Origin of the sequence: Cellulosimicrobium cellulans (assembly GCF_042723955.1) — a bacterium.
Classification (GTDB): domain Bacteria; phylum Actinomycetota; class Actinomycetes; order Actinomycetales; family Cellulomonadaceae; genus Cellulosimicrobium; species Cellulosimicrobium cellulans_H.
The window spans coordinates 16169-37971 of the sequence record NZ_JBHXIC010000013.1; the positions used below are offsets into that span (position 1 = coordinate 16169).

A 21803-nucleotide genomic window follows, 5' to 3' on the forward strand; every position below is an offset into this window, starting at 1 on the left:
GTGCGGCGTCGGATGCTGCAGGCGACGGTGGCGGCCGTGGCCGTCGCCGTCATCCTCCTCGGGTTCCCGCTGGCCTTCTACGGCGCGCGGTTCGTGCTCCAGGGGGAGGTCGACGACGTCACGTCGCGCGTCGAGCGCCTCGCCCGGTCGATCGACGCCCGGCTCGCCGCCGGCGACGAGATCCCGGACTACGTCATCGAGGACGCGGTCCAACCCCGCGCGAGCGACCCGGCGGCCCAGGTCTACGTCACGCTGCCCGACGGCACCGTGCTCACCGCCGGCCCGGAGGTCACCGGACGCGGGATCGAGCAACCCCTGCACTCCGAGTCGGGCGCGCTCGTCACGCTCACCGTCTCGTACTGGGACGCCTATCTCCGGGCCGCGCAGGTCGTGCTCCTCGTCGTGGCCGCCGCCATCGTCGCGTTCGCGGCGGGCATCGGCATGGCGGTGTGGCAGGCCAACCGCATCGCCGCACCGCTCGTCTACCTCGCGGCCTCCGCCGAGCAGCTCGGCTCGGGACAGGTGCGCCCGCGGCTCGAGCCGTCGGGCGTCGAGGAGATCGACCTCGTCGCCGCCGAGCTCGCCCGCAGCTCCGACCGGCTCGCGGGGCGCCTCGCCGCGGAGCGCCAGTTCGCCGCCGACGCCTCCCACCAGCTCCGCACGCCGCTCACCGCGCTCAGCATGCGCCTCGAGGAGATCTCGATGGCCTCGGACGACCCGGCCGTGCAGGAGGAGGCCCGGATCTCGCTCGAGCAGGTCGAGCGCCTGGTCGGCGTCGTCGACGACCTCCTGGCGTCCTCGCGTCGCGCCCAGGGCGGCACGACGGAGGCCGTGAACCTGCTCGACGTCGTGCACCAGCAGGAGGAGGAGTGGGTCCCGACGTTCGCCAAGGCGGGGCGCGAGCTCGTCGTCGACGTCCCCGCGGAGTACCAGGTGCTCGCGACGCCGGGGGCGCTCGCGCAGGTCCTGGCGACGCTCATCGAGAACTCGCTCAAGCACGGCGGCGGGACGACGACGGTCCGCGCGCGCCCGTCCGGCACGAGCGGCGCGATCGTCACGGAAGTCTCGGACGAGGGCGCCGGCGTCCCCGACGACCTGGCGCCACGCATCTTCGAGCGCGAGGTGACCTCCGGTGCCGGGACGGGGCTGGGGCTCGCGCTCGCGCGCGACCTCGCGGCGTCCGACGGCGGCCGTCTCGAGCTCGCGCAGCGCCGTCCTGCCGTGTTCGCGCTCTTCCTCGCGGGTGTGCCACGGCGCCTGGACCCCCGCGTGGTCCTGCCGACGGGGGTCGCGGTCTCCGCGCACGGTCGGCGTCGGCGCCGCCGCCGCGGCTGACGTCCCGCTGCGCGGGCTGCGACGCGCCCGTCAGCGTGCCGCGACGTCCTGGGGTTCGGCGGGGGCGTCCTCCGCACGGTCGCCCGTGAACACGAGTCGTCGGTAGGCGACGTAGCGGAACGCCGTGCCGAGCGCGAGCCCGACGACGTTCGCCGAGACGTTCTTGGCGAGCGGGGACGTGAGGCCGAGCGCGTACGTAGAGATCGCGAGGCAGCCCACCGCGATGAGCATCCCGCCGACGTTGACGACGACGAAGGCCGCGAGCTCGCGACCGCGCGCCTGGGTGCGGCGTGCGGAGAAGGTCCAGTACCGGTTGCCGACCCACGCGACGAGCGTCGCGACCGCGACCGACACGATCTTGGCGGTGAGCGGCTTGTGCCCGAGGAGCTCGCCCGGTCCGAAGCTGAGCAGGTTGAACAGGCCCAGGTCGACCACGTAGGCGACCGCGCCGACGGACCCGAACTTCGCGAGCTCCCGCAGCCGGGCGAGGACGCGCTCGCGGCGCGGCAGGGCCGCCGCGTCCGCCTCCGCTCGGCGGTCCAGGTCGCTCGTCACCCCACGAGGCTACCGGGCGCTCCTGAGCGTCGCCCGCGTGCCGCCGTCCGCCACGGGGTGGGCCGGCCGACGGCCGAGGCGTCCGGCACGCGGTCCCCGCGTGGACCCGTGACGCCCAGGCACTAGGGTGGGTGCACGTGGCAGCCCCAGTGATCGCCGTGGTCGGCGGAGGACAGCTCGCACGCATGATGGCCCCCGCGGCCGGAGAGCTCGGCGTGCACCTGCGTGTGCTCGTGGAGGCCCCGGACTCGTCCGCGGCCCAGGTCGTGGTCGACGCGCCCGTGGGCGTCGCGTCCGACGAGGCCGCGATCCGGTCCCTCATCGCCCCCGCCGGTGCGACCCCGGCAGACGTGCTGACCTTCGAGCACGAGCACGTCCCGAACGCGCTGCTCACCGACCTCCTCGAGCACGGCACGCCCGTGCGCCCCGGACCGGACGCGCTCGTGCACGCCCAGGACAAGATCGTCATGCGCCGGCGGCTCACCGAGCTCGGCGTGCCGTGCCCGCGCTGGGCCGCCCTCCCCACCGCGCCCGACGCCGCCCGCACGGCTCTCGCGGACTTCCTCGCCGAGGTCGGGGGCGAGGCCGTGGTGAAGACGGCGCGCGGCGGGTACGACGGCAAGGGTGTGCGCGTCGTGTCGGTCGCCGAGGGCGGCGCCGAGCAGGTCGCAGAGTGGATCGAGGCGGCCGCCACGGACGGCCCCGAGCTGCTCGTCGAGGAGAAGGTGCCCTTCACGCGCGAGCTGGCCGTCCTCGTGGCGCGCCGCCCTTCCGGGGGGATCGACGGTCGGGGCGAGGTCCGGACCTGGCCCGTGGTCGAGTCGATCCAGCGCGACGGCGTGTGCGCCGAGGTGATCGCGCCCGCGCCCGGGCTCACCGACGCCGAGGCGGAGCGCGCACGCGACGCGGCGGTCCGGATCGCCGAGGGTCTCGGCGTCACGGGCGTGCTCGCGGTCGAGATGTTCGAGGTCGCGGGCGAGGACGGGCCGCGCGTGCTCGTCAACGAGCTCGCGATGCGCCCGCACAACTCCGGCCACTGGACCATCGACGGCGCGGTGACGAGCCAGTTCGAGCAGCACCTGCGCGCCGTCCTGGACCTGCCGCTCGGCGACACAGCCCCGACGGCACGCTGGACCGTGATGGCGAACGTGCTCGGCTCGACGCTCGCCGAGCTCACCGACGCCCTGCCCGCCGTCCTCGCCGCCTTCCCCGACGCGAAGGTCAACCTGTACGGCAAGGGCGTGCGCCCCGGGCGCAAGCTCGGGCACGTGAACGTGAGCGGCGACGACCTGGACGCGGTCCGGCGACGGGCCCTGGCCGCGGCCGCGATCCTGCGGGGCGAGGACTCCGAGGGCACCCCGAACGAGGAGCGAGCATGAGCGAGAACCCTGTCGTCGGCATCGTCATGGGGTCGGACTCCGACTGGCCCGTCATGGAGGCCGCGGCCGACGCGCTCGCCGAGTTCGGCGTGCCCGTCGAGGTCGACGTCGTCTCGGCGCACCGCATGCCCGTCGAGATGATCGACTACGGCCGCACCGCCGCCGAGCGCGGCCTGCGCGTGATCGTCGCGGGCGCCGGGGGAGCGGCGCACCTGCCGGGCATGCTCGCCGCCGTGACGCCGCTGCCGGTGATCGGCGTCCCCGTGCCCCTGCGTCACCTCGACGGCATGGACTCGCTCCTGTCGATCGTCCAGATGCCCGCGGGCGTCCCCGTCGCGACGGTCTCCGTCGGTGGGGCGCGCAACGCGGGGCTGCTCGCCGCGCGCATCCTCGCGGCCGGCACGGACGACGACGCCGCGCGCCTGCGGGACCAGATGGTCGCCTTCCAGGCGGACCTGGGCGACCAGGCGCGCGCCAAGGGCGCCCGCCTGCGCGCGTCGCGGTCGGAGGCCTAGACCCGCCCGTCCCGCGAGATCGGCCCGTACGTCCCGGATCGACCCCTGAAGGTCGATGTGACGACCCGCGGGCCGATCTCGCCGGAGGACTACTGCGGGAGCCCGCCGACCTGACCCGGGGGCAGGTTGCCGTCGCGGACGTCGACCCAGAACTGGCCCACGGTCTCGGGGTCCAGCTGCACGGTCGACCCGACGTTCCCGCCCGGGCGGAAGTCGGGGTTCGAGATCGGCGGCGTGCCGGTGATGCCGTCGGGGCCGTTGGCCTTGCGGAACGCGAGGGCGAGCTTGCCCAGGTCGATGATGCCGGTGCTCTGGTCGACCGTGAGCGACCCGAGGCCGGAGTCCAGGAGCGAGACCTGGTCGCCGGGGCGGAACAGGATGCTCGGGTTCGCCGCCTTCGAGCTGATCGCGCCGATCACCTGGCGCTGGCGCTCGGCGCGGCCGATGTCGCCCTTGGGGTCCGAGTAGCGCATCCGCGAGAACGCGAGCGCGGTGTGGCCGTCGGCGACGTGGCACCCGGCCGTCCAGACGAGCTCGCTCTTCGGGTCGTCGACGTCGTAGTCGAGGCACAGCTCGACGCCGCCGACCGCGTCGACGATGCCCTCGACCCCGCCGAACCCGACCTCGACGTAGTGGTCGACCGTGAGCCCGGTGAGCTGTTCGACGGTCTGCACGAGCAGCGGCGGGCCGCCCCACGAGTACGCCGAGTTGAGCTTGCTCGCGCCGTTGCCGGGGATCTCCGCGTACGTGTCGCGCGGCAGGCTGATGAGCGCGACCGGACCGCTGGACGGAGCGTGCAGGACCATGATCGTGTCCGTGCGCGCGCCCTCGGTGCCGTCCTCGCTGATGCCCTCGCCCCGCGCGTCCGAGCCGGCGAGGAGGTAGGTGTTCCCCGGCGTGCCGGGAGCGCCGGAGAGAGCCTCGACGTGCTGGATCTTGCCGTTGGCCCAGATGAGCAGGCCCACCGGCCAGGCGAGGAGCGCGACGATCACGACGCACGCGACGAGCCCGACGACGCGCCCCTTGCGGACACGGAAGCCGCTCCCACCGGTCCGCGGTGCACCCGTGCCCGACGGCGGTCGGCCGCTCCCGCCCCCGGACCGGCCGCTGCTCGGCCGGGGAGCGGCGCCCGGACGGCTCCGCGTCGTCGCCGGCACGGCCTGAGCACCCCCGTGGGGCGACGACGAGACGCGCGGGGGCGTCGCCGTCGCCTGGCGGGGCTGGCGGGACGGGGCGACCGACGGCGGGAGCGCCGACGCCTCGGCGCTCGCCCGCGGGCGGGTGGCGCGCGCGGGAGGTGCTGGCGGGGGAGTGCCCTTGCGCGCGGGGGTCACGGGGATCTCGCGGGACGACTGCCGCTTGATGCGCGGCTCGAGGCGCACCGCGTCGTCGGGCACGGCGGGGCGGGGTCGCGCCTGGGCGCGTCCGCTGTTGCCCACCGCGATCGCGTCGTCGACGGACGACGGCCGGGGGGCGCGGCCGCCCTGGGGCGTGAAGCTGGGGGGGAGCGACCGGGGGTCGCGCGACGGGTCGGTCATGGCGTCACCCGCACTGCGCGGTCTCGTCGGCGGCGGAGAACGCCTCCTTGCCGGCTTCCTTCGTCTGCACCGGGGCGGGCTCCGAGGACGCGTCGTCCGGCGGCGCGTCCGCGCCGGCCCGGGACGGTGGCTCGGTAGCCTCCACGGCGTCGCCGGTCCCGTCTGCGGTCCCGTCGGCGGCGGGTGCGGGCGCGACGATCGGCTCGTCGGCGCGCACCTTCGCCCAGAGCTCGTCGGCCTCTGACGTCCAGACGACCTTCGCGTCGGGGTCCTGCGGGTCCGGCGCGTTCGGAACGGTCATGAAGGTGATGTTGCCACTGGTCGCGCCCTTGAGGCTGAAGGCGAGCCCGGCGAGGCTCGGGATCGACGAGAGGTTGTCGCTCATGGTGAGCGACTTGGTGCCCGCGTCGACGAATCCGTAGACCTGGCCGAGGTCCGAGAGCAGGTTCTTCGAGAGCACCTGGTTCACCGTCGCGGCGAGGAGCTGCTGCTGACGGCCGATGCGGCTGAGGTCCGACCCGTCGCCCACGCCGTAGCGGGCCCGCGCGAACCCGAGCGCCTGGGCCCCGTCGAGCGTCTGCATCCCCGCCTCGAGCCTGAGGTCCGCCTTGGGTGAGTCGATCGCCTCGGGGATGCAGAGAGGGACGCCGCCGATCGCCGTGACCATGTTCTGGAAGCCGGCGAAGTCGACGACGACGAACCCGTCGACGTAGACGTCGGTCAGGCTCTCGACGGTCGTGATGGTGCACGCGGCTGCCGAGTCGACGTCGCCGCCGACGGTCGCTCCGTTGGCGAACGCGGCGTTGAAGCGGGTGTTCGCGGGTGCGGTCGTCCTGCCGCTCGTCGTGTTGCACGCCGGGACGTCGACGCGCGAGTCGCGCGGGATCGAGACCATCTCGACGCGCGAGCGGTCCGCGGAGACGTGCACGAGGATCGTCGTGTCCGAGCGCATGCCCTCGACGCCCTCGACCTCGTGCCCGTTCTCGCCGCCCCGCTCGTCCGAGCCCATCACGAGGATGTTGAGCGGCTTGCCCGCGTTGGGGTCCGTGGGGTCGGGCTGCTCGGGGCGGTCGGTGAGCAGACCGTCGATGTTCGAGCTCGTGATGTTGCCCTGGATGTTCGACAGTGCCGACGCGCCGCCCACCGCGCCGAACGCGAGCACCGCGGTCGCCACGAGGCCGACCGTCCGGGCGGCGCCGTGCGTGCGGAGCGCCCGCGCGTGCGACGGCCCGCGCGGCTGCCGGTCGGCAGCCGCGGCGCTGGCCTGGGCACGGGAACGAGACGTCACGGGCATCGAGCATAAGCGGCGCGTGCGAGGCCACGGCGCGGGGGGCGGGCCGACCGCGTGGAGGTGTTGTGTGAGAGGCCGCCCGGACCGGTGACCGGCGGGCACGGCGCGCGCGCCGTGTCGACTATCCTTCGCTTCGCGGGGGCAAGGAAGCCCCTCGTTCGTCCGCCCGACGCTGGAGATACCGGTGCGCAGTGCTCGTCAGTTCCTGACTACCGTCCGGTCGCTCGCGCACCGGCTCGTCCACGTCGACGAGGTGACCCAGAGGGTGGAGTCGTCCCTCACGACGTTGAGCCGCACGACGGACGCCTTGCGTGTCGAGCACGCAGCGCTGCAGCGCCGGCTGGACTCGATGGAGCGGGCGACTCAGGAACGTGACCGGCAGGGCGCACGTGCGGTCTCCGCGCTGAACGACACGGTCAACCTCGTCGCCCGCCGGGGCACACTCACGCACGAGGTGACGCGCGCCCTGTTCCTCGTGCACCACGTCGAGGCGTGGGACAGCCTCGACGACCTGGTCCGGCTGATGGAGATGTCGGACGACTTCGACCCGGTGGTGGTCACGATTCCGCGGCACTTCGGGGGCCAGGGGGAGCTGCGGGACGAGGAGCTGGTGCACGAGGGTCTCGCCGCGCGCGGGATCCCGCACCTGCGCGCGACGGCGGACCGCGTCGACGACGTGCTGCGGCTCGTCAAGATCCTCGAGCCGGACGTCGTCGTGCGCCAGTCGCAGTGGGACCAGGACGTCGACCCGTCCCTGTCGACCGCGCTGCTCGACTTCGCTCGCCTGTGCGTCGTGCCGTACGAGACCATGAACCTCGTCGTCAACGTTCCCGGCGCCCGTACCCCCGCGGTCAACACCGCCGTGGACGCGGACCTGCACCGAGCGGCGTGGCTGGTGTTCTGCACGAACGCGCAGACGCTCGCGGCGGCCGAACGGGACGGTGCGCGGGGGGCACGGCACTTCCGGGTCACCGGGCATCCCAAGCTGGACGTGCTGCGGGCCGCAGAACCCTCGTGGCCCGTCATCGCACGAGAGTCGCGGCGTCCTCGCGTCGTCTGGTCGTCGCACCACTCGATCGGCGCGGGCTGGACGCGGTTCGGGCTCTTCCCCGAGCTGGCCGAGGAGATGCTCGAGTGGGCGCGCGAGGGCGAGGTGGAGATCGTCTGGATGCCCCACCCCGCCCTCGTCCCGTACATGGCGCGCGAGGGCTCGCGCTACACGACGTCGCAGTACGAGGACTGGCTCATCCGTTGGTCCGCGCTCGGGAACACCGCGGTCGTGCAGGGCGGCGGGTACGCGCCCTTGCTCGCCGCAGCAGACGTCATGGTGACGGACGGGTTGAGCATGCTCGCGGAGTTCCAGGTCCTGCGCAAGCCGGTCGTCTTCGTCGAGCGTGCCGGGCACCGGCCCTTCACCGACCTGGGCGTGCGGATCGTCGCGGGTACGCACGTCGTGGGAGACACGGCGGGCGCCCGCTCGGTGGTGGAGCGCGTGCTGCGCGACGGTGACGAGCTGGCGGCCGTCCAGGAGCGCAACGTCGCAGACCTGTTCGGGCCGCCCGGCGCCGCCGGTCGGATCCTCGACGCGATGCGGACCGAGATCGTCGCCGAGCGACGCGGGCCGGTGCTGCCGGAAGCGGCCCGTGCACCGCGGCTCGGGTAGCCTGCTCGCCGTGCCAGCAGATCCGAGAACCGCGTCCGAAGCCCCCCGCGTCGTCGCGGTCGTCGTGGCGTACAACCGTCGTGACCTGCTGGTCGAGGCGCTCGACGCCCTGGCCGCGCAGACCCGGCCGGTCGACCAGGTGGTCGTCGTCGACAACCGCAGCGACGACGACTCCGCCGTCGTCGCTGCGGAGCACCCGGTCGGCGCCGACGTCGTCGAGCTGAGTCGGAACACGGGGGGCGCCGGCGGCTTCGCCGTCGGCCTCGCGCACGCCGTCGACACGCTCGACGCGGACCTCGTCTGGCTCATGGACGACGACACGATCCCCACCCCGGACGCGCTGCGCGCGCTCCTCGAGGCGAGGGACGATTACCCCGGTCCCGTCGCCCTGCTGGGCAGCCGGGTGGTCTGGCACGACGGGCGCGACCACCCGATGAACACCCCCCGGGTCCGGCCCGGGGCGTCCGGTGCCGAGATCGCCGCCGCGCGGGCAGCGCGAGCCGTCCCGGTGCGCTCCTCCTCGTTCGTGTCGATGCTCGTCGACGCGCGTGCCGTACGGCACCACGGCCTGCCGGTCGCGGACTACTTCATCTGGAACGACGACTTCGAGTACTCGGCCCGGCTGCTGCGGCGCGGGACCGGACTGTCCGTGCCGGCCTCGGTCGTCGAGCACCGGACCAAGGCGTTCGGCTCGACCGACGCGGACCCCGGCGAGCGCTTCTACTACGAGGTGCGGAACAAGATCTGGATGATCACCCGGTCGTCGTCGCTCGACCCCGTCGAGCGGGTGCTGTACAGCGGGGCGAGCGCACGCCGCTGGGCCCGCACGTTCCTCCGGAGCGAGCGCCGTGACGTGCTGCTGCGCGCCGGCGCGCGCGGGCTGCGCGACGGTGTCCTGCGCGGCCCCCGCCCGTCGGCGAAGGTCCTCGACGGCGCCGGCCCCGAGGCCGACTCCGTCGCCGTGGTCGACGCCGGCGCGGCGGGGGCACGGTGACCGCCTTCTCGGTTCTCCTGCCGGTCTACCACCGGGACGACGTGGCGTTCCTGCGCCGGTCGTTCGCGTCGGTCACGGCAGAGCAGGAGCTCGCCCCGGCCGAGGTCGTCGTCGTCGAGGACGGGCCGCTGGGCGACGCGCTCGACCGTGAGCTCGACACGATCGAGAGGGAGTCGCCGGTCCCGGTGCGGCGTGTCCGGCTCCCGCGGAACCGCGGGCTCGCCGTCGCGCTCGAGGAGGGCCTGGCCCGGTGCGCGCACGAGATCGTCGCGCGTCAGGACGCGGACGACGTCAGCCGCCCCGAGCGGTTCGCGGTCCAGGTGCCGCTCGTCGACGGGGGTCTCGACATCGTCGGGTCGGCCATCGAGGAGTTCGACACCGACGAGCCGGCACCCGGGAGCGGTGCCGGACTCGTGCGCGTACCGCCGCTGAGCGCCGAGGAGATCGACCGTGCCGCGCGGTTCCGCTCGCCGTTCAACCATCCGTCGGTGGTGTACCGCCGGTCGGCCGTCGCCGCCGTCGGCGGGTACGAGGACCTGCCGCTCATGGAGGACTACTGGTTGTTCGCGCGGATGCTCGCGAACGGGGCCCGGGCCCGCAACGTCCCCGAGCCGCTGGTGCTGTACCGCGTCGGCGCCGGCGCGTACGCACGGCGGGGCGGGTCGCAGCTCCTGCGGTCCGAGCTGGAGCTCCAGCGTCGACTGCACGGCATCGGGTTCACCACGACGCTCCAGGAGATCCGCAACTCCGTCCTGCGCGGCGGCTACCGCCTCGTGCCGGAGGTGCTGCGCCGCGGCGCGTACCGCGCCGACGCCCGCCGTCGCTGACGGGCGTCGGCTCAGGTCACGGCTGCTCGGCGCGCGCTTCCGCCACGGTCGTCTCCTCGAGCCGGTCGACCGACTCGTCGACGGCCGCGAGCCGTGCCTCGGCAAGGCTCAGCTCGCGGGTGAGGAGCGTGATCTTACGGCTGAGCTGGTTCGAGCGCCGGTGGCTCGTGGCGATGTAGCTGACGAACGCGATGACGAGCGCATACAGCAGGAGGTCGGTGCCACGACCCACGCCGACCGCGTTCGCCAGGACCGACAACGCGTCGGGGAAGATGATCGCGAGCACGGCGGCGACCACGAACCCCGCGAGCAGGAGCCGTCGGATGGCCTGGTGCCGGGCGTTCGCCGTCGACCGGGTGAGCATGACGGTCACGACGACGACCGCCAGGATGAGGATGACCTGGATCAGCACTGTTCTGGCTCCCCGCTCACTTGAAGATGAGGTCGACGAGGATGTTGACCGAGTTCCACACGGACTGGCCCTTCCCTCGCGAGTAGTCCGTGTACAGGACGTGGACCGGGGCCTCGCGCCACGGCAGACCGCTCTTGGCGAGCTGGTCGACGATCTCGCTCGCGTGCGCCATGCGGTCCTGCGTCATGTCGACCGCCAGCGCGGCGTCGCGACGCAGCACACGGAGCCCGTTGTGCGCGTCCGAGAGCTTGAGGCCGGTCGTCGCGTTGGTGAACCATACGGCCGCGCGCAGCACCATCCGCTTGATGAGGCCTGGCTTGGTCCGCTCGTCGAGGAAGCGCGACCCGAAGACGATCGCGACGTCCTCCGAGCGTGCGAGCTCGACCATCGCGACGGCGTCCGAGACCTGGTGCTGGCCGTCCGCGTCGAAGGTCACGAGATAGGTCGCGCCGGGTTGCTCGCGCGCGTACTCGATTCCGGTCTGCAGGGCCGCGCCCTGACCGAGGTTGACCGCGTGACGGAGCACGACTGCCCCCGCCGCGCGAGCCTGCTCGATCGAGTCGTCCGAGCTGCCGTCGTCGACACAGACGATGTGGGGGAACGTCGGCAACGCGCCGCGGACGACGTCGCCGATCACGGACCCCTCGTTGTACAGGGGGATGACGAGCCAGGCGTCGTCGATCGGAGCCGGAGCCGCGGTCTCCGGGGCGTGGGCAGGCGCGTGCCCACGCGTCTGTGGCGGATGCATGGCCCCCATTGTGACAGTTGCGCCGCGCTGTGGGTGACACGCGCGGACGTGCGCAAGTCGCGCGGATCGGACGAAGCCGTGCACATACTGGCAGCCGTGGGCGAGCATCGGGGCCTCGCTCGGTCGGAGGTGGCACGGGGTGTTCGAGGTACGCAGGGCGAAGTCGTTCGTCGCAGGGGTGTCGGCCGGTGTCATGGCGGTCGTAGGATCGGTGGTCCTGCCTGTGCTCGGGACCGAGGCGGACGCCGCGGCGTCCCCGGTCGTGAGCAGTGCGCCGGTGCAGGGGACCACCGGGGCGCTCATCGTCGGCGCCACTGAGGACAGCGAAGGACAGCCGGTCCTGGAGGAGGTCCCGCTCGATCCGGATCCGTCGCTCTCGGGACAGGAGGAGGGAGCGGACGGGCCCGACGAGGCGACCCCGTTCGGGAGGACGACGGACGAGCAGGGCCGTCTGGGCACGAGCGGTGCGGGGGACGTCGTCCTCAGCGCCGAGACCGCCGCCGCCGGCGTGGTTGTCGTCGGTGTGACGTGGGATCCTGGCACGGCGCCTGCCGACCTCGCCGTCGAGATCCGCACCCGGACCGGGTCAGACTGGTCGCCGTGGTCCGCGCTCGAGCAGGACCTGGCGGGCGCAGCGGAGAGCGACGGCGAACCCGTGCCCGACGCTCGGGACGGGACCGAGCCGTTTCTCGCCGGCGAGGTCGACGCGGTCGAGGTCGCGCTCCGCCACGAGCCCGGGGACGGGCCTATCGACCCTCGCCTCGCGGTCGTCGGGACCGCCACGACGTCCACGGACGCTGCGGACCAGGGCCAGGTCGCCCCCGAAGACAGGGGCTCCGCGCCGGGCACCGAGCCGTCTGAACGGACGACGAGCGACCTGGACCTGGACCTGGACCTGGGTGAGGTGAGCACCGTCGCCTTCACATCACCCGTCGCGTCGACGGCAGCCGCCGTCGTGCCGCAGGCTCCGCTCGCCGCCGCAGCGACGCCCCGGCCAACCGTCTACTCGCGCGCACAGTGGGGTGCGAACGAGGCCATCTCGACGTGGACGCCACAGCTGGGGCGGGTCGTCGGCGCGACGGTGCACCACACGGCGGGGACCAACAGCTACACAGCGGCACAGGTGCCGGCGCTGATCCGGGGCATCTACGTCTACCACGCGCAGTCTCGCGGCTGGGGAGACATCGGCTACAACTTCCTCGTCGACAAGTACGGTCGCGTGTGGGAGGGGCGCAAGGGCGGTATCGACCGCGCGATCATCGCTGCGCACGCGTCCGGAGTGAACTCGGTGGCCTTCGGGGTGTCGTTCCTGGGCAACTACGACACCGCGACCGTCCCGAGCGGGGCCCTCAGTGCCGCCGCTCGTGTCATCGCGTGGAAGTTCTCGTTGCACGGGGTGACCGCCGGAGTCACCACGACGATCAACGGGCAGCGCCTCCAGACGGTCTTCGGACATCGCGACGTCGGGCAGACGACGTGCCCCGGGCAGTACCTGTACTCGAGACTTCCCGAGCTCAGGAACCTTGTCCGAGGGCTCCAGGGCGATGCCGCCGCGCGGGTCTACCAGCGCGACCTCAACAGGGACGGGTTCCCCGACCTGGTCTCGCGGACGTCGACCTCCCTCGCTCTCGCCACGGCTACGAGCGCCGGGTGGCGAGCGCCGACACAGATCGGCGGCGGCTGGGCCGGGTCTCGCACCATCGGCCCCGGGGACTGGAACGGTGACGGCACACCAGACTTGCTCCGCATCGACTCCGGCGGCTCGATGTGGCTATATCCGGGTCGTCCGGACGGCACCTTCCAGGCTCCCCGTGTCATCTCCCGCGGGTGGTCCGGTCTCGACGGTGTGACGGGCGGTCACGACTGGGACGGGGACGGTCGTGCGGACCTGCTGGCCCGGCGCAAGGCCGACGGTGCGCTGATGCTCTACCCGTCGAACGGCAACGGTGGGTTCGGACCGGTGCGGAAGATCGGCGGTGGGTGGGGCGGCATGACAGCTCTCTCCACCATCGGCAAGCTCGGCGACGGGCGTCCCGCCCTCGTCGCACGCCGGGCGGACGGGACCCTTCTCGTGTATCGCGGGGACGGCCGTGGTTCGTTCACCGGGTCGGCGCGCGTCGTCGGCGGGGGATGGCAGGGTATGACCTCGATCGTCGGTGTCGGTGACATGAACGACGACGGGCGGGTAGATCTCGCAGCACGCGACGGCGCGGGCCGGCTCTGGCTCTATGTGGGCGACGGCGGCGGGGGGTATCGAGGGCGGTCCCAGCTCGGGACGGGGTGGACCGGGTTCTCCACGATCGTGTCCACGTCTCGCTCCGGGAGGGGGCAGGACCTCTACGCGGTGCGCCGCGACGGGGTCCTGTTCCGGTACCGCTACGACGGCCGGGGAGACTTCTCGCGGTTGTCTGCGTCCGGCGTCCCGGCAGCGCCGGCCGTGGAAGCGATCGCTCCGGGAGACTGGGACGGCGACGGTCGCCCGGACCTCATCACGCGGCGCGCTGACGGCGAGATGTACCTCCATGCGGGCACCGGATCCGGCTCCTTCGCCGCTGGTCGCCGTATCAGTGGTGGATGGCAGGTGATGGAGCAGGTCATCGGGGTCGGCAACTGGACCGGCACCGGCGTCGCCAGCCTGATGGCGCTCGACCGTCACACGGGTCGGATCTACCTCTATCCGGGAGACGGGCGCGGCGGGTTCGCCCCGCGGACGATCGTCGCCACCGGTGCTGGCTCGGTCGACCACCTCGTCGCCGCAGGCCTGTGGCGCGGCGGACGTGCCCCGGACCTGCTGACCCGCGACACCTCGGGCGCGCTCCAGCTGCGCGCCGGGAACGGCGCCGCTCTGCTGGGATCCCCGGTGCGTCTGGGCGGCGGCTGGCAGGCGTACTCCCGCGTCGTGGGCGTCGGCGACGTCGACGGCGATGCGCGCCCGGACCTCGTCGGGGTTCGACCGGACGGTTCGGTGATGCTCTACTCCGGGAACGGCCGTTCCGGCTTCTTCGGGTGGCGCGCGTACGGCACGGTCGGGGGTGTGGTGACGTGACCGCGCTCAGCGCACGAGGTCGTACGTCTGCCAGTTGCTGCTGATGGGGACTCCTGGGTTGACGTTGCCTCCGCCCGTCCACGTGTAGAGGTGCAGCACGCCGTCGGTGCGTGCGGCGAGGATGTCCTGCGAGCCGTCACCGCTCCAGTCGCCGCTGACGGTCAGGTAGGCCATGTCCTGCCAGTTTCTGCCGAGAAGCCGTGCCTCACGGACGCCGCCGCTCCCGTTGCCCGCATAGAGGAGAAGCCTCCCGTCCGCGTGCCGGGCGAGCAGGTCCGCGATGCCGTCGCCGTCCAGGTCGCCCGCGCCGAGCAGGGCGGTCATGGCCTGCCAGTTGTTGCTGACCCCGCCCCGGATGGTGAACGTCCCGTCGCCCCGACCTGCGTAGAGGAGGAGGCGGCCCGCGGGATCGATCGCCACGAGGTCCGCCATGCCGTCCCTGGTCAGGTCGCCGGGGACGGCGATGTGCCGCATCGCACCCCAGCCTCCCCCGACCCGGGTCCGCGTCCCGACACCACCGGAGCCGTTGGTCCGGTAGACGTAGAGGTAGCCGCTGCCGTCCACCGCCACGATGTCTGGGTTGCCGTCGCCGGTCAGATCCGCGCCACGCTCGACGAACTGCATGGCCTGCCAACCGCCACCGATGTCCCGGGGACCGCTGGCGAAGCCGCCCGCGCCGTCGGACTCGTAGACCATCAGCCGTCCGTCCGGGCGGCGGGCGAGCAGATCCGACCGGCCGTCGGCGGTGAAGTCGGAGTCGAGCCGGGCGCTTCCGGTCACCTTCCACCAGGCGCTTCGCAGCCCGAACGCCGTCCGGAACTGCGCGCCCGTGACCGTCGCGCTCCCGGAGGTCCCGGACACGGTCACGGACTCGACGCGCCCGCTCCACTCGCCCACACCTGACCGCCGCGTCACGGTGAGCGCACGGGGCGTCCCCACGGCGGGATAGGCCGCATGGATCGCGGCGGTGGTGAGGGACACCCGCCATGCGTGCACCGGGTTGCCGACGGCGTCCCACGGGTCGCGTTTCGCGACGAGGTACGGCTGGCTTCCCGGCGCCGTCCACCCGCCGTTCGACGAACTGAACTGCGTGAATGCCGGTGCCCCGCCGTACGTGCGGATCTGATTGGCCGTGGCCGTGATCGCCGCGTTCGTGCTCGCCTGCTCGTTCGTCGACTGGAGGGCCCCGGACGACGAGTACGACCGGTACCCCTCGTACACCTGGCAGGCCGTGGTGTCGCACGTGTCCCACGCACGCGTGGAGCTCCGGGCGCGGTCCTGCGCGGCATAGGTGCGTGCGGCGACGGACTGTGCACGCAGCGCGTCCGCCGGCCAGCTCGCGGGAGACTCCGCAGGGACGACCGAGCGGAGGTAGCTCTCCATCGAGACGACGTTCACGGTCCGGAGATTTGGCGACGCACCGTCGTCGATGGCGCGGAGACTGCCGCGGTACTCCCGCTGCGTCCCGTCGGGACGGATGAGGCGGATCGTGCCAGCCGTCGCCGACACGGTGACCGGAGCGCGCATCGCAGAGCCCGCAGCGCGCCACGTGCCCGACACGAGACCGTAGGCGGCCATCCCGGCCGACGTACGGACGATCCGCCACTGGCTCACTGACGCCCCGGAGATGGCGAGTGCGCGCGTCGCGCCGTTGCCGTCCGTGGCCGTCATCCCGCTGCTGGCGACGAATCGGACGTCGTCGTCCGTATCGGCCATGAGGAGCACTCGGAGCCCGGTGTTGGCGATCGTCGCCCGACCGGTTCCCGGGTAGTAGAAGTCAAGGATCGTCTGGTACCCGACCCCCTGGGACGCGGCCGCGCGCGCTCCGTACTGGGACATGCCGATCCCGTGACCGTAGCCGCGGCCCGCGAGCGTGATGTTGCCCGTTCCAGGGATCGTGGCACGCTCGACCACCGTCGTGACGGCCGTCGCGGGCGCCACGAAACCGACAGGAACCAGGAGCGCGACGACCGTCGCGACCCCGGCAAGACGTCCAGACCAACGCACCTGCGCACCTTCCCTCCACTTCGAGGCTAAGCCTGAGAGGGGTGCTGCGCACGAGCGGACAGGAGTCGAAAGGCGACCCCCGTCCGCTCGCGTGCGTTCAGGAGCGGGCGGCGAGGAACTCGATCGTCGTCTCGATCACGCGGTCCTGCTCGCTCTCCGTAAGGTCGAAGGAGCATGGCAGGGAGAGCCCGCGCTCGAACAGGTCGACAGCGACCTCACCGCCGAGGCGCTCGGCCCCGGACCACGGTGGCTGGACGTGCAGGGGGCGCCACAGCGGCCGCGCCCCGATGCCTGCCTTCTCGAGGTGTGCGAGGAGCTCGTCGCGGAGCGCCTCGCCGCCGTCGGCGGGCACGAGCACCGAGTAGAGCCAGTAGGTGGCGTCGAGACCAGGGACGCGCGGAGGCGTCGTCAGCCCGCTGCCGGCGAGCGCGGCGTCGTACCGGCCGGCGACCTCCTGGCGACGCCCGACGAGCTGGGCCAGGCGTTCGAGCTGCGCGACGCCGAGCGCGGACGCGATGTTGGTCAGGCGGTAGTTGAACCCGATCTCGTCGTGGAGGTACCCCACGGCGGGAACCTTCGCCTGGGTCGACAGGTGACGGGCACGGGCGGCCAGCCGCGCGTCGTCGGTCACGAGCATGCCGCCACCGCCCGTGGTCACGATCTTGTTCCCGTTGAACGAGAACGCGCCCACCGCACCGACGGTGCCGGTGTGCCGGCCGGCGAGCGGCCCGTCCGACCAGCGTGCGCCGCGCGACTCGGCGGCGTCCTCGACGAGAGCGACGCCGTGCTCGGCGCAGAACTCGACCAGGCGGTCGATACGGGCGGGCTGGCCGAGGATGTGGACGACTTCGATCGCCGCGGGCAGCGGGCGACCGCTCCGGAGCCGCCCCTCGAGGTCCTCCAGGAGGAGGTCCTCGTCCATGTTCCACGTCACGCGTTCGCTGTCCACGAGGAGGGGGCGTGCGCCGACGTAGGCGACCGGGTTGGCCGAGCCCACGAAGGTGAAGTCTGCTACCGCTACCTCGGCGTCCCGGGGGACGTCGAGGGCGGCGAACGCGAGGTGCAGCGCGGCGGTGCCGGACGCGCACGCCACGGCGTGCTCGGCCCCGACGGCGTCCGCGAAGCGGTGCTCGAACTCGGTGACGAACGGGCCGACCGAGGACACGAACCCGGAACGGACGGCCGCGGTGACGCGCTCGATCTCGTGCTCGGTGATGCTCGGGACGGCGAGCGGGATGGTCGCGGCGCTCATCGGTGGTAGATCGCCGCCTTCGCGACGTCGACGCGACCTCTGAGCCACTCCGCCGTGCGGCGAAGGCCCTCCTCGAGCGACGTCTGCGGGGTCCAGCCCAGGAGCTCGGCGGCCTGCGAAGGATCCGACAGGAGCACCTCGACCTCGGAGCCGTCGGGGCGCATACGCTGCTCCTCGGACACCACCTTCGCCTGCGAGCCCGTCACGGTGGTGCAGAGGTCGAACGTCTCCTCGATGGAGACGGTACGCCCTGTCCCGAGCTGGACGACGGTACCAGGATCGAGCGCCGTGCCGGCGGCACGGACGAAGCCGTCCACGGTGTCGGCGACGTAGGTGAAGTCGCGTCGGGGCGACAGGGCCCCGAGGTGGACCTCCTCCACGCCCGCGAGGAGCTGGTTGAGGATCGTGGGGATCACGGCGCGCGTCGACTGCCGCGGGCCGAACGTGTTGAACGGCCGGAGCACGGTCACCGGCGTCTCGAACGAGAGCGCGTACGACTCGCAGAGCTTGTCGGCGGCGATCTTCGTGGCGCTGTAGGGCGACTGGCCGCGCAGGGGGTGCGACACCGTGATCGGCACGGTGTCGGGCGTGCCGTACACCTCCGACGTCGAGGTGTGCACGAGCCGCGGCGTGCCCTCGGCGCGCACGGCCTCCAGCACGTTGAGCGTGCCGGTGACGTTCGTGTCGACGTACGAGCGGGGCGCGACGTACGAGTACGGGATGGCGATGAGCGCGGCGAGGTGCAGCACGACGTCGGCACCTCGGACGAGGGCGCGCACGTGCTCGGCGTCGCGGATGTCACCGAGCTGGACATCGACGTCGGGGCGGACCTGAGACTCGTCCAGCCATCCCGCGGAACCGTTCGAGTTGTACAGGCACATCGCGCGGACGTCGGCGCCGTCCGCGGCGAGGCGCTCGACGAGGTGGCTCCCGATGAAGCCGTCGGCGCCCGTCACGAGGACGGTCTTCCCGGACAGAGATTCCCAGCTCACTGCATACCCCTAGCTCTCGCGAGGTCGCGAGGTGTTCCGACATCGATCCAGTCTGATTCCATGGCCCACGCACCCACGCCGTGCCCCGCACGGAGACACGCCTCGACCAGGTCGGGCATCGTGCTCGGGCGGCCCCATGGGACGAGGTCGAGCACCTCCGGGGAGAGCGCGTAGATCCCGGCGTTGACCTCCACGTCGAGGACCGGCTTCTCCACGAGGCCCGTGACCAGGTGGTCGTCGCCGCGCTCGACGACGCCGAAGGGCACCTGGTGCTCGTAGCGCCGCGTCGCGACGGTCACCGCGTGCCCCCGGGCGCCGTGCGTGTCGAGCAGGTCGCCCACCTCGAACTGCGCCATGAGGTCGGCGTTGGTCACGACGAGCGGGGCGTCCGGCAGCTCGCCGTGAGGCAGCAGGCCGAGCGACCCGGCGGTCCCCAGCGGCATCTCCGGGTCCTCGTGCACGTACTCGATCCGTGCGCCGACCCCGGACCCGTCGCCGAGCCGGTCGACGATCTTGTCCGCGAGGTAGTTCACGGTCACGTAGATCTGCGAGACGCCGCCGCTCACGAGATTGAGGATGATCCACTCGATGATGGGTCGACCGGCGATGGGGACGAGCGGCTTGGGCGTGTGCTGCGTGAGCTCGCCGAGCCGCACGCCACGGCCTCCGGCCATCACCACGGCGACGTTCGGCCGTGCCTCCCGGCCGGCGATGTCCGCCAGCGTGTGCAGGCCGACCACGTGCCCTGCCGCGTCCAGGACCGGGAGCTGTTCCAGCCGCGTGGCGCGCATGATGTCGAGCGCGTGCGCACGGCTGGTCCCCTCCGGGACCGTGGTCGGGGTCTGGGAGGCGAGCCCGAGCGCCGGGGTCGCGAGCGTCGCTCCCGCGAGGATCCCGCGCCGGACGTCGCCGTCCGTGAGCACGCCCGCGAGGGAGCCGTCGGTGTTCACCAGGACGGCAATCTCGTGGCCTGACTTGTCCATGAGCGACATCGCGTCGCCCAGCGTCGCCGAGGCGTCGGTGACGAACTCACCGACCTGCGCCGGTCGCGTCACTGATCTCTCCTTCCGTCCGAGCACACGGCAGAGTACACGTCCCGAAAACGCTTGCTTCCGGCCGCCGGGGGGACCCCGTGGATCGCGTCCACGATCCGCCGGGCCGCGTCCCCGTCGCCGTACGGGTTGTCCGTGCGGCTCGGCCGAGCGTCCGCCAGGACCTGACGAACACCGTCGCGCACGGTCTCACGGCCGTCCGCGACGTGCCGCACGGAGCGCGCCCGGAGCCGGCCGGACTGGCGTTCCCCGACGTCCACGGCCGGGACCCCGGCGCTCGCCGCCTCGATGACACCGGACGACGAGTTGCCGACCACGACGTCGCACGCGGCGAGCACGCTCGGGTACGCGGGCCCGAGGGACGGGACGACCACGCAGCCGGGCAGGCCCTGGGCGCTCTCCACGAGTGCGTCGCGCAGCTGGCGGCCGCCCGGGTCGGGCCCAGGGTGCGTGACGACGACCGTCCCGACGACGTCGGCCGTCCCGCGCAGCGCGGCGACGCCGTTCTCGACGACCTCGGCGACCGGCTCGGTGGTGACCGGGTGGTAGGTGAACAAGGCGAGGGGCCGGGTGACCGGCCGGCCCGCGAGCCGCGCGAGCTCGTCGTCCGACGCCGGGGCGACGCGGACGAGCCGGTCCAGGCCCGGCGCGCCGGTGACGTGGATCGACCCCGGGTCCTCGCCCATCTGCTCGAGCCGCGCCCGGCTCTCCTCCGAGGCGACGCAGTGGACGTCCGCGAGCTTGGAGACGGCGTGCCGGACCCGCTCGTCGATGGCGCCCTCGGTGACCTCGCCGCCGTGCAGGTGGACGACGGGGACCCGGGCGAGCACGGCGGGCATGACGACCCAGGGAAGCTCCCACCGGTCGCCGAGCACGACCAGGCACGACGCGCCGTCGAGCGCGCCGGGCATCCCCCGCGAGATCTCGCTGCCGCACGTCGTGGCATCCGCGGGGCTGTCGCCCCCGAGCCGCGGCCCGACCGCGCGCACCTCGAGGCCCGGGAGCCCCTCGGCGTCGAGCGCGGCGAGCGCGCCGTCCTCGTCGAACCCGACGGCGGTCAGGACGACGACGCGGTCGTCACCCTGCGCCAGCGCGCGCAGGACCGGGGCCAGCGGGCTGAGGTCGGCCCGGCCTCCGACGAAGACGCAGACCGTCATCCAGCGTGACCCGCGCTCGAGATCGACTCGGCGTGGAGGGCGGTGCCTGCGCGGACGGCACGCGTCACGACCGCGCCCCGCACGTCCACGGCGACCGACACGCCGCTCTCGGGCCGCAGCGCGAGGATGTCGTCCTCGCCGAGGACGTCGCCGACGGCGAGGTCACGGGCAGCGTGCCAGCCGCGTCGCACCAGCGGCGCGTTCTCCTCCTCGCTCGGCATCCGTCGCTTGCGACCGTCGCCGAGCATGGCGATCGAGTCGCTGATCGCCGTGACGTACGCGGCGAGCTCGGCGGGCTCGAGGCTCGCGGCGTGGTCGGGTCCGGGCGCCGTGCGGTCGAGGGTGAAGTGCTTCTCGAAGAGCGTCGCGCCGAGCGCCGCGGCTGCGACCGCGGCGGTGAGGCCGGGAGTGTGGTCCGACCAGCCGACCGGCACGTCGAACTGCTCCGCCATGGCCGGGATGGCGCGGAGGTTGCAGTCCTCGGCGGGGGCCGGGTAGGCCGAGACGCAGTGGAAGAGCGCGAGGCCCGGGGCCGCGGCGGCCGCGGCGAGCGCGGCGGCGACCTCGTCGACGCTGCCCATCCCCGTGGAGACGAGGAGCGGCACGCCGAACGCCGCGAGCCGCGCGATGAACGGGGTGTTCGTGAGCTCCCCGGACGGGACCTTGAGCGCGGGGACGCCGAGGCCGAGAAGCAGGTCGGCGCTCGCGAGGTCGAACGGCGTGGAGAGGAAGACGAGCCCCTTCTCCTGTGCGTGGTCCGACAGCTCGGCCCAGGCGGCACGGGGGAGCGAGAGCGCCTCGAGCATCTCCGCCTGGGTGGTCGAGCCGGTGGCTGCCTCCTGGTAGGGGGCGGCCGAGGCGTCCACCGCGACGAGCGCGCTGGGCTCGAAGGTCTGGAACTTCACCGACGACGCGCCGGCGGCAGCCGCCACGTCGATCAGCTCGTGGGCCTTGCCGACGTCTCCGTCGTGGTTGACGCCGACCTCCGCGATGACGAAAGGGGCGTCGCCGCCCAGCACGTGGTTTCCGATCCTGACGTG

The 21803-nt window shown here is 73.1% G+C and carries 18 protein-coding genes; 7 read left to right on the top strand and 11 right to left on the bottom strand.

Going from position 1 to position 21803, the window contains the following annotated elements; translation table 11 throughout:
* The gene (locus ACFWH7_RS05625; protein ID WP_378215484.1) at positions 1-1335 is read left to right on the top strand and encodes an ATP-binding protein; all 1335 of its coding nucleotides are present in this window, start codon (positions 1-3) and stop codon (positions 1333-1335) included.
* Positions 1336-1365: 30 nt separating this feature from the next.
* On the opposite strand, the gene ACFWH7_RS05630 is transcribed toward ACFWH7_RS05625, so the two are convergent.
* A complete protein-coding gene (locus ACFWH7_RS05630) occupies positions 1366-1890 on the bottom strand; it encodes a GtrA family protein (protein WP_378215485.1) in 525 nt (174 codons plus the stop codon).
* A gap of 137 nt (positions 1891-2027) precedes the next feature.
* Between ACFWH7_RS05630 and ACFWH7_RS05635 the strand changes: the two genes are divergently transcribed.
* Both ACFWH7_RS05635 and purE read left to right on the top strand, forming a co-directional pair.
* The gene (locus ACFWH7_RS05635; protein ID WP_378215486.1) at positions 2028-3269 is read left to right on the top strand and encodes a 5-(carboxyamino)imidazole ribonucleotide synthase; all 1242 of its coding nucleotides are present in this window, start codon (positions 2028-2030) and stop codon (positions 3267-3269) included.
* The gene (purE, locus tag ACFWH7_RS05640) at positions 3266-3784 is read left to right on the top strand and encodes a 5-(carboxyamino)imidazole ribonucleotide mutase (RefSeq protein WP_378215487.1); all 519 of its coding nucleotides are present in this window, start codon (positions 3266-3268) and stop codon (positions 3782-3784) included. The genes ACFWH7_RS05635 and purE overlap by 4 nt, the downstream gene beginning before the upstream one ends.
* A gap of 89 nt (positions 3785-3873) precedes the next feature.
* Here the strand turns inward: purE and ACFWH7_RS05645 are convergent, their stop codons facing one another.
* Positions 3874-5322, bottom strand: a complete 1449-nt coding sequence (locus tag ACFWH7_RS05645) for an LCP family protein (RefSeq protein WP_378215488.1) — start codon at positions 5320-5322, stop codon at positions 3874-3876.
* 4 nt (positions 5323-5326) lie between these two features.
* The gene (locus ACFWH7_RS05650) at positions 5327-6610 is read right to left on the bottom strand and encodes an LCP family protein (protein WP_378215489.1); all 1284 of its coding nucleotides are present in this window, start codon (positions 6608-6610) and stop codon (positions 5327-5329) included.
* Between the two features lie 256 nt (positions 6611-6866).
* On the opposite strand from ACFWH7_RS05650, the gene ACFWH7_RS05655 reads away from it, so the two are divergent.
* The 3 genes from ACFWH7_RS05655 to ACFWH7_RS05665 are packed head-to-tail and all read left to right on the top strand — an operon-like array spanning position 6867 to position 10097.
* Positions 6867-8276, top strand: coding sequence for a glycosyltransferase family protein (locus tag ACFWH7_RS05655; RefSeq protein ID WP_378215490.1), 1410 nt, complete (start codon positions 6867-6869; stop codon positions 8274-8276).
* A 10-nt stretch (positions 8277-8286) separates the two neighbouring features.
* On the top strand, positions 8287-9270 hold the full coding sequence (locus ACFWH7_RS05660; RefSeq protein ID WP_378215492.1) for a glycosyltransferase: 984 nt from the start codon (positions 8287-8289) through the stop codon (positions 9268-9270).
* Positions 9267-10097 carry a glycosyltransferase gene (locus tag ACFWH7_RS05665; RefSeq protein ID WP_378215493.1) on the top strand — a complete coding sequence of 277 codons (831 nt, stop codon included), beginning with the start codon at positions 9267-9269 and terminating at the stop codon, positions 10095-10097. The genes ACFWH7_RS05660 and ACFWH7_RS05665 overlap by 4 nt, the downstream gene beginning before the upstream one ends.
* A 16-nt stretch (positions 10098-10113) precedes the next feature.
* On the opposite strand, the gene ACFWH7_RS05670 is transcribed toward ACFWH7_RS05665, so the two are convergent.
* Positions 10114-10509 (bottom strand): DUF2304 domain-containing protein, encoded by a 396-nt coding sequence (locus ACFWH7_RS05670; RefSeq protein ID WP_378215494.1) that lies wholly within the window; start codon positions 10507-10509, stop codon positions 10114-10116.
* A gap of 16 nt (positions 10510-10525) precedes the next feature.
* The gene (locus tag ACFWH7_RS05675; RefSeq protein WP_378215495.1) at positions 10526-11257 is read right to left on the bottom strand and encodes a glycosyltransferase family 2 protein; all 732 of its coding nucleotides are present in this window, start codon (positions 11255-11257) and stop codon (positions 10526-10528) included.
* A gap of 139 nt (positions 11258-11396) precedes the next feature.
* Between ACFWH7_RS05675 and ACFWH7_RS05680 the strand changes: the two genes are divergently transcribed.
* Positions 11397-14303: an FG-GAP-like repeat-containing protein gene (locus ACFWH7_RS05680; RefSeq protein WP_378215496.1), complete on the top strand. Its 2907-nt coding sequence runs from the start codon at positions 11397-11399 to the stop codon at positions 14301-14303.
* 6 nt (positions 14304-14309) lie between these two features.
* Here the strand turns inward: ACFWH7_RS05680 and ACFWH7_RS05685 are convergent, their stop codons facing one another.
* From ACFWH7_RS05685 to ACFWH7_RS05710, 6 genes are all read right to left on the bottom strand, one after another.
* The gene (locus ACFWH7_RS05685) at positions 14310-16310 is read right to left on the bottom strand and encodes a SpoIID/LytB domain-containing protein (protein ID WP_378215497.1); all 2001 of its coding nucleotides are present in this window, start codon (positions 16308-16310) and stop codon (positions 14310-14312) included.
* Positions 16311-16407: 97 nt separating this feature from the next.
* Entirely contained in the window at positions 16408-17562 is a 1155-nt protein-coding gene (locus tag ACFWH7_RS05690) for a DegT/DnrJ/EryC1/StrS family aminotransferase (protein WP_378215498.1), read from the bottom strand.
* The gene (locus tag ACFWH7_RS05695) at positions 17559-18554 is read right to left on the bottom strand and encodes an SDR family NAD(P)-dependent oxidoreductase (RefSeq protein ID WP_378215499.1); all 996 of its coding nucleotides are present in this window, start codon (positions 18552-18554) and stop codon (positions 17559-17561) included. The genes ACFWH7_RS05690 and ACFWH7_RS05695 overlap by 4 nt, the downstream gene beginning before the upstream one ends.
* Positions 18551-19609, bottom strand: coding sequence for a sugar phosphate nucleotidyltransferase (locus tag ACFWH7_RS05700; RefSeq protein ID WP_378215501.1), 1059 nt, complete (start codon positions 19607-19609; stop codon positions 18551-18553). The genes ACFWH7_RS05695 and ACFWH7_RS05700 overlap by 4 nt, the downstream gene beginning before the upstream one ends.
* Positions 19606-20763 carry a UDP-N-acetylglucosamine 2-epimerase gene (gene neuC / locus ACFWH7_RS05705; RefSeq protein ID WP_378215502.1) on the bottom strand — a complete coding sequence of 386 codons (1158 nt, stop codon included), beginning with the start codon at positions 20761-20763 and terminating at the stop codon, positions 19606-19608. The genes ACFWH7_RS05700 and neuC overlap by 4 nt, the downstream gene beginning before the upstream one ends.
* Positions 20760-21782, bottom strand: coding sequence for an N-acetylneuraminate synthase family protein (locus ACFWH7_RS05710; protein ID WP_378215503.1), 1023 nt, complete (start codon positions 21780-21782; stop codon positions 20760-20762). The genes neuC and ACFWH7_RS05710 overlap by 4 nt, the downstream gene beginning before the upstream one ends.
* Between the last annotated feature and the right edge of the window lie 21 nt (positions 21783-21803).

Coding starts and splice junctions, on each gene's coding strand:
- purE (WP_378215487.1), top strand. CDS start 3,266: ATGAGCGAGAACCCTGTCGTCGGCATCGTCATGGGGTCGGACTCCGAC.
- ACFWH7_RS05645 (WP_378215488.1), bottom strand. CDS start 5,322: ATGACCGACCCGTCGCGCGACCCCCGGTCGCTCCCCCCCAGCTTCACG.
- ACFWH7_RS05675 (WP_378215495.1), bottom strand. CDS start 11,257: ATGCATCCGCCACAGACGCGTGGGCACGCGCCTGCCCACGCCCCGGAG.
- ACFWH7_RS05690 (WP_378215498.1), bottom strand. CDS start 17,562: ATGAGCGCCGCGACCATCCCGCTCGCCGTCCCGAGCATCACCGAGCAC.
- neuC (WP_378215502.1), bottom strand. CDS start 20,763: ATGACGGTCTGCGTCTTCGTCGGAGGCCGGGCCGACCTCAGCCCGCTG.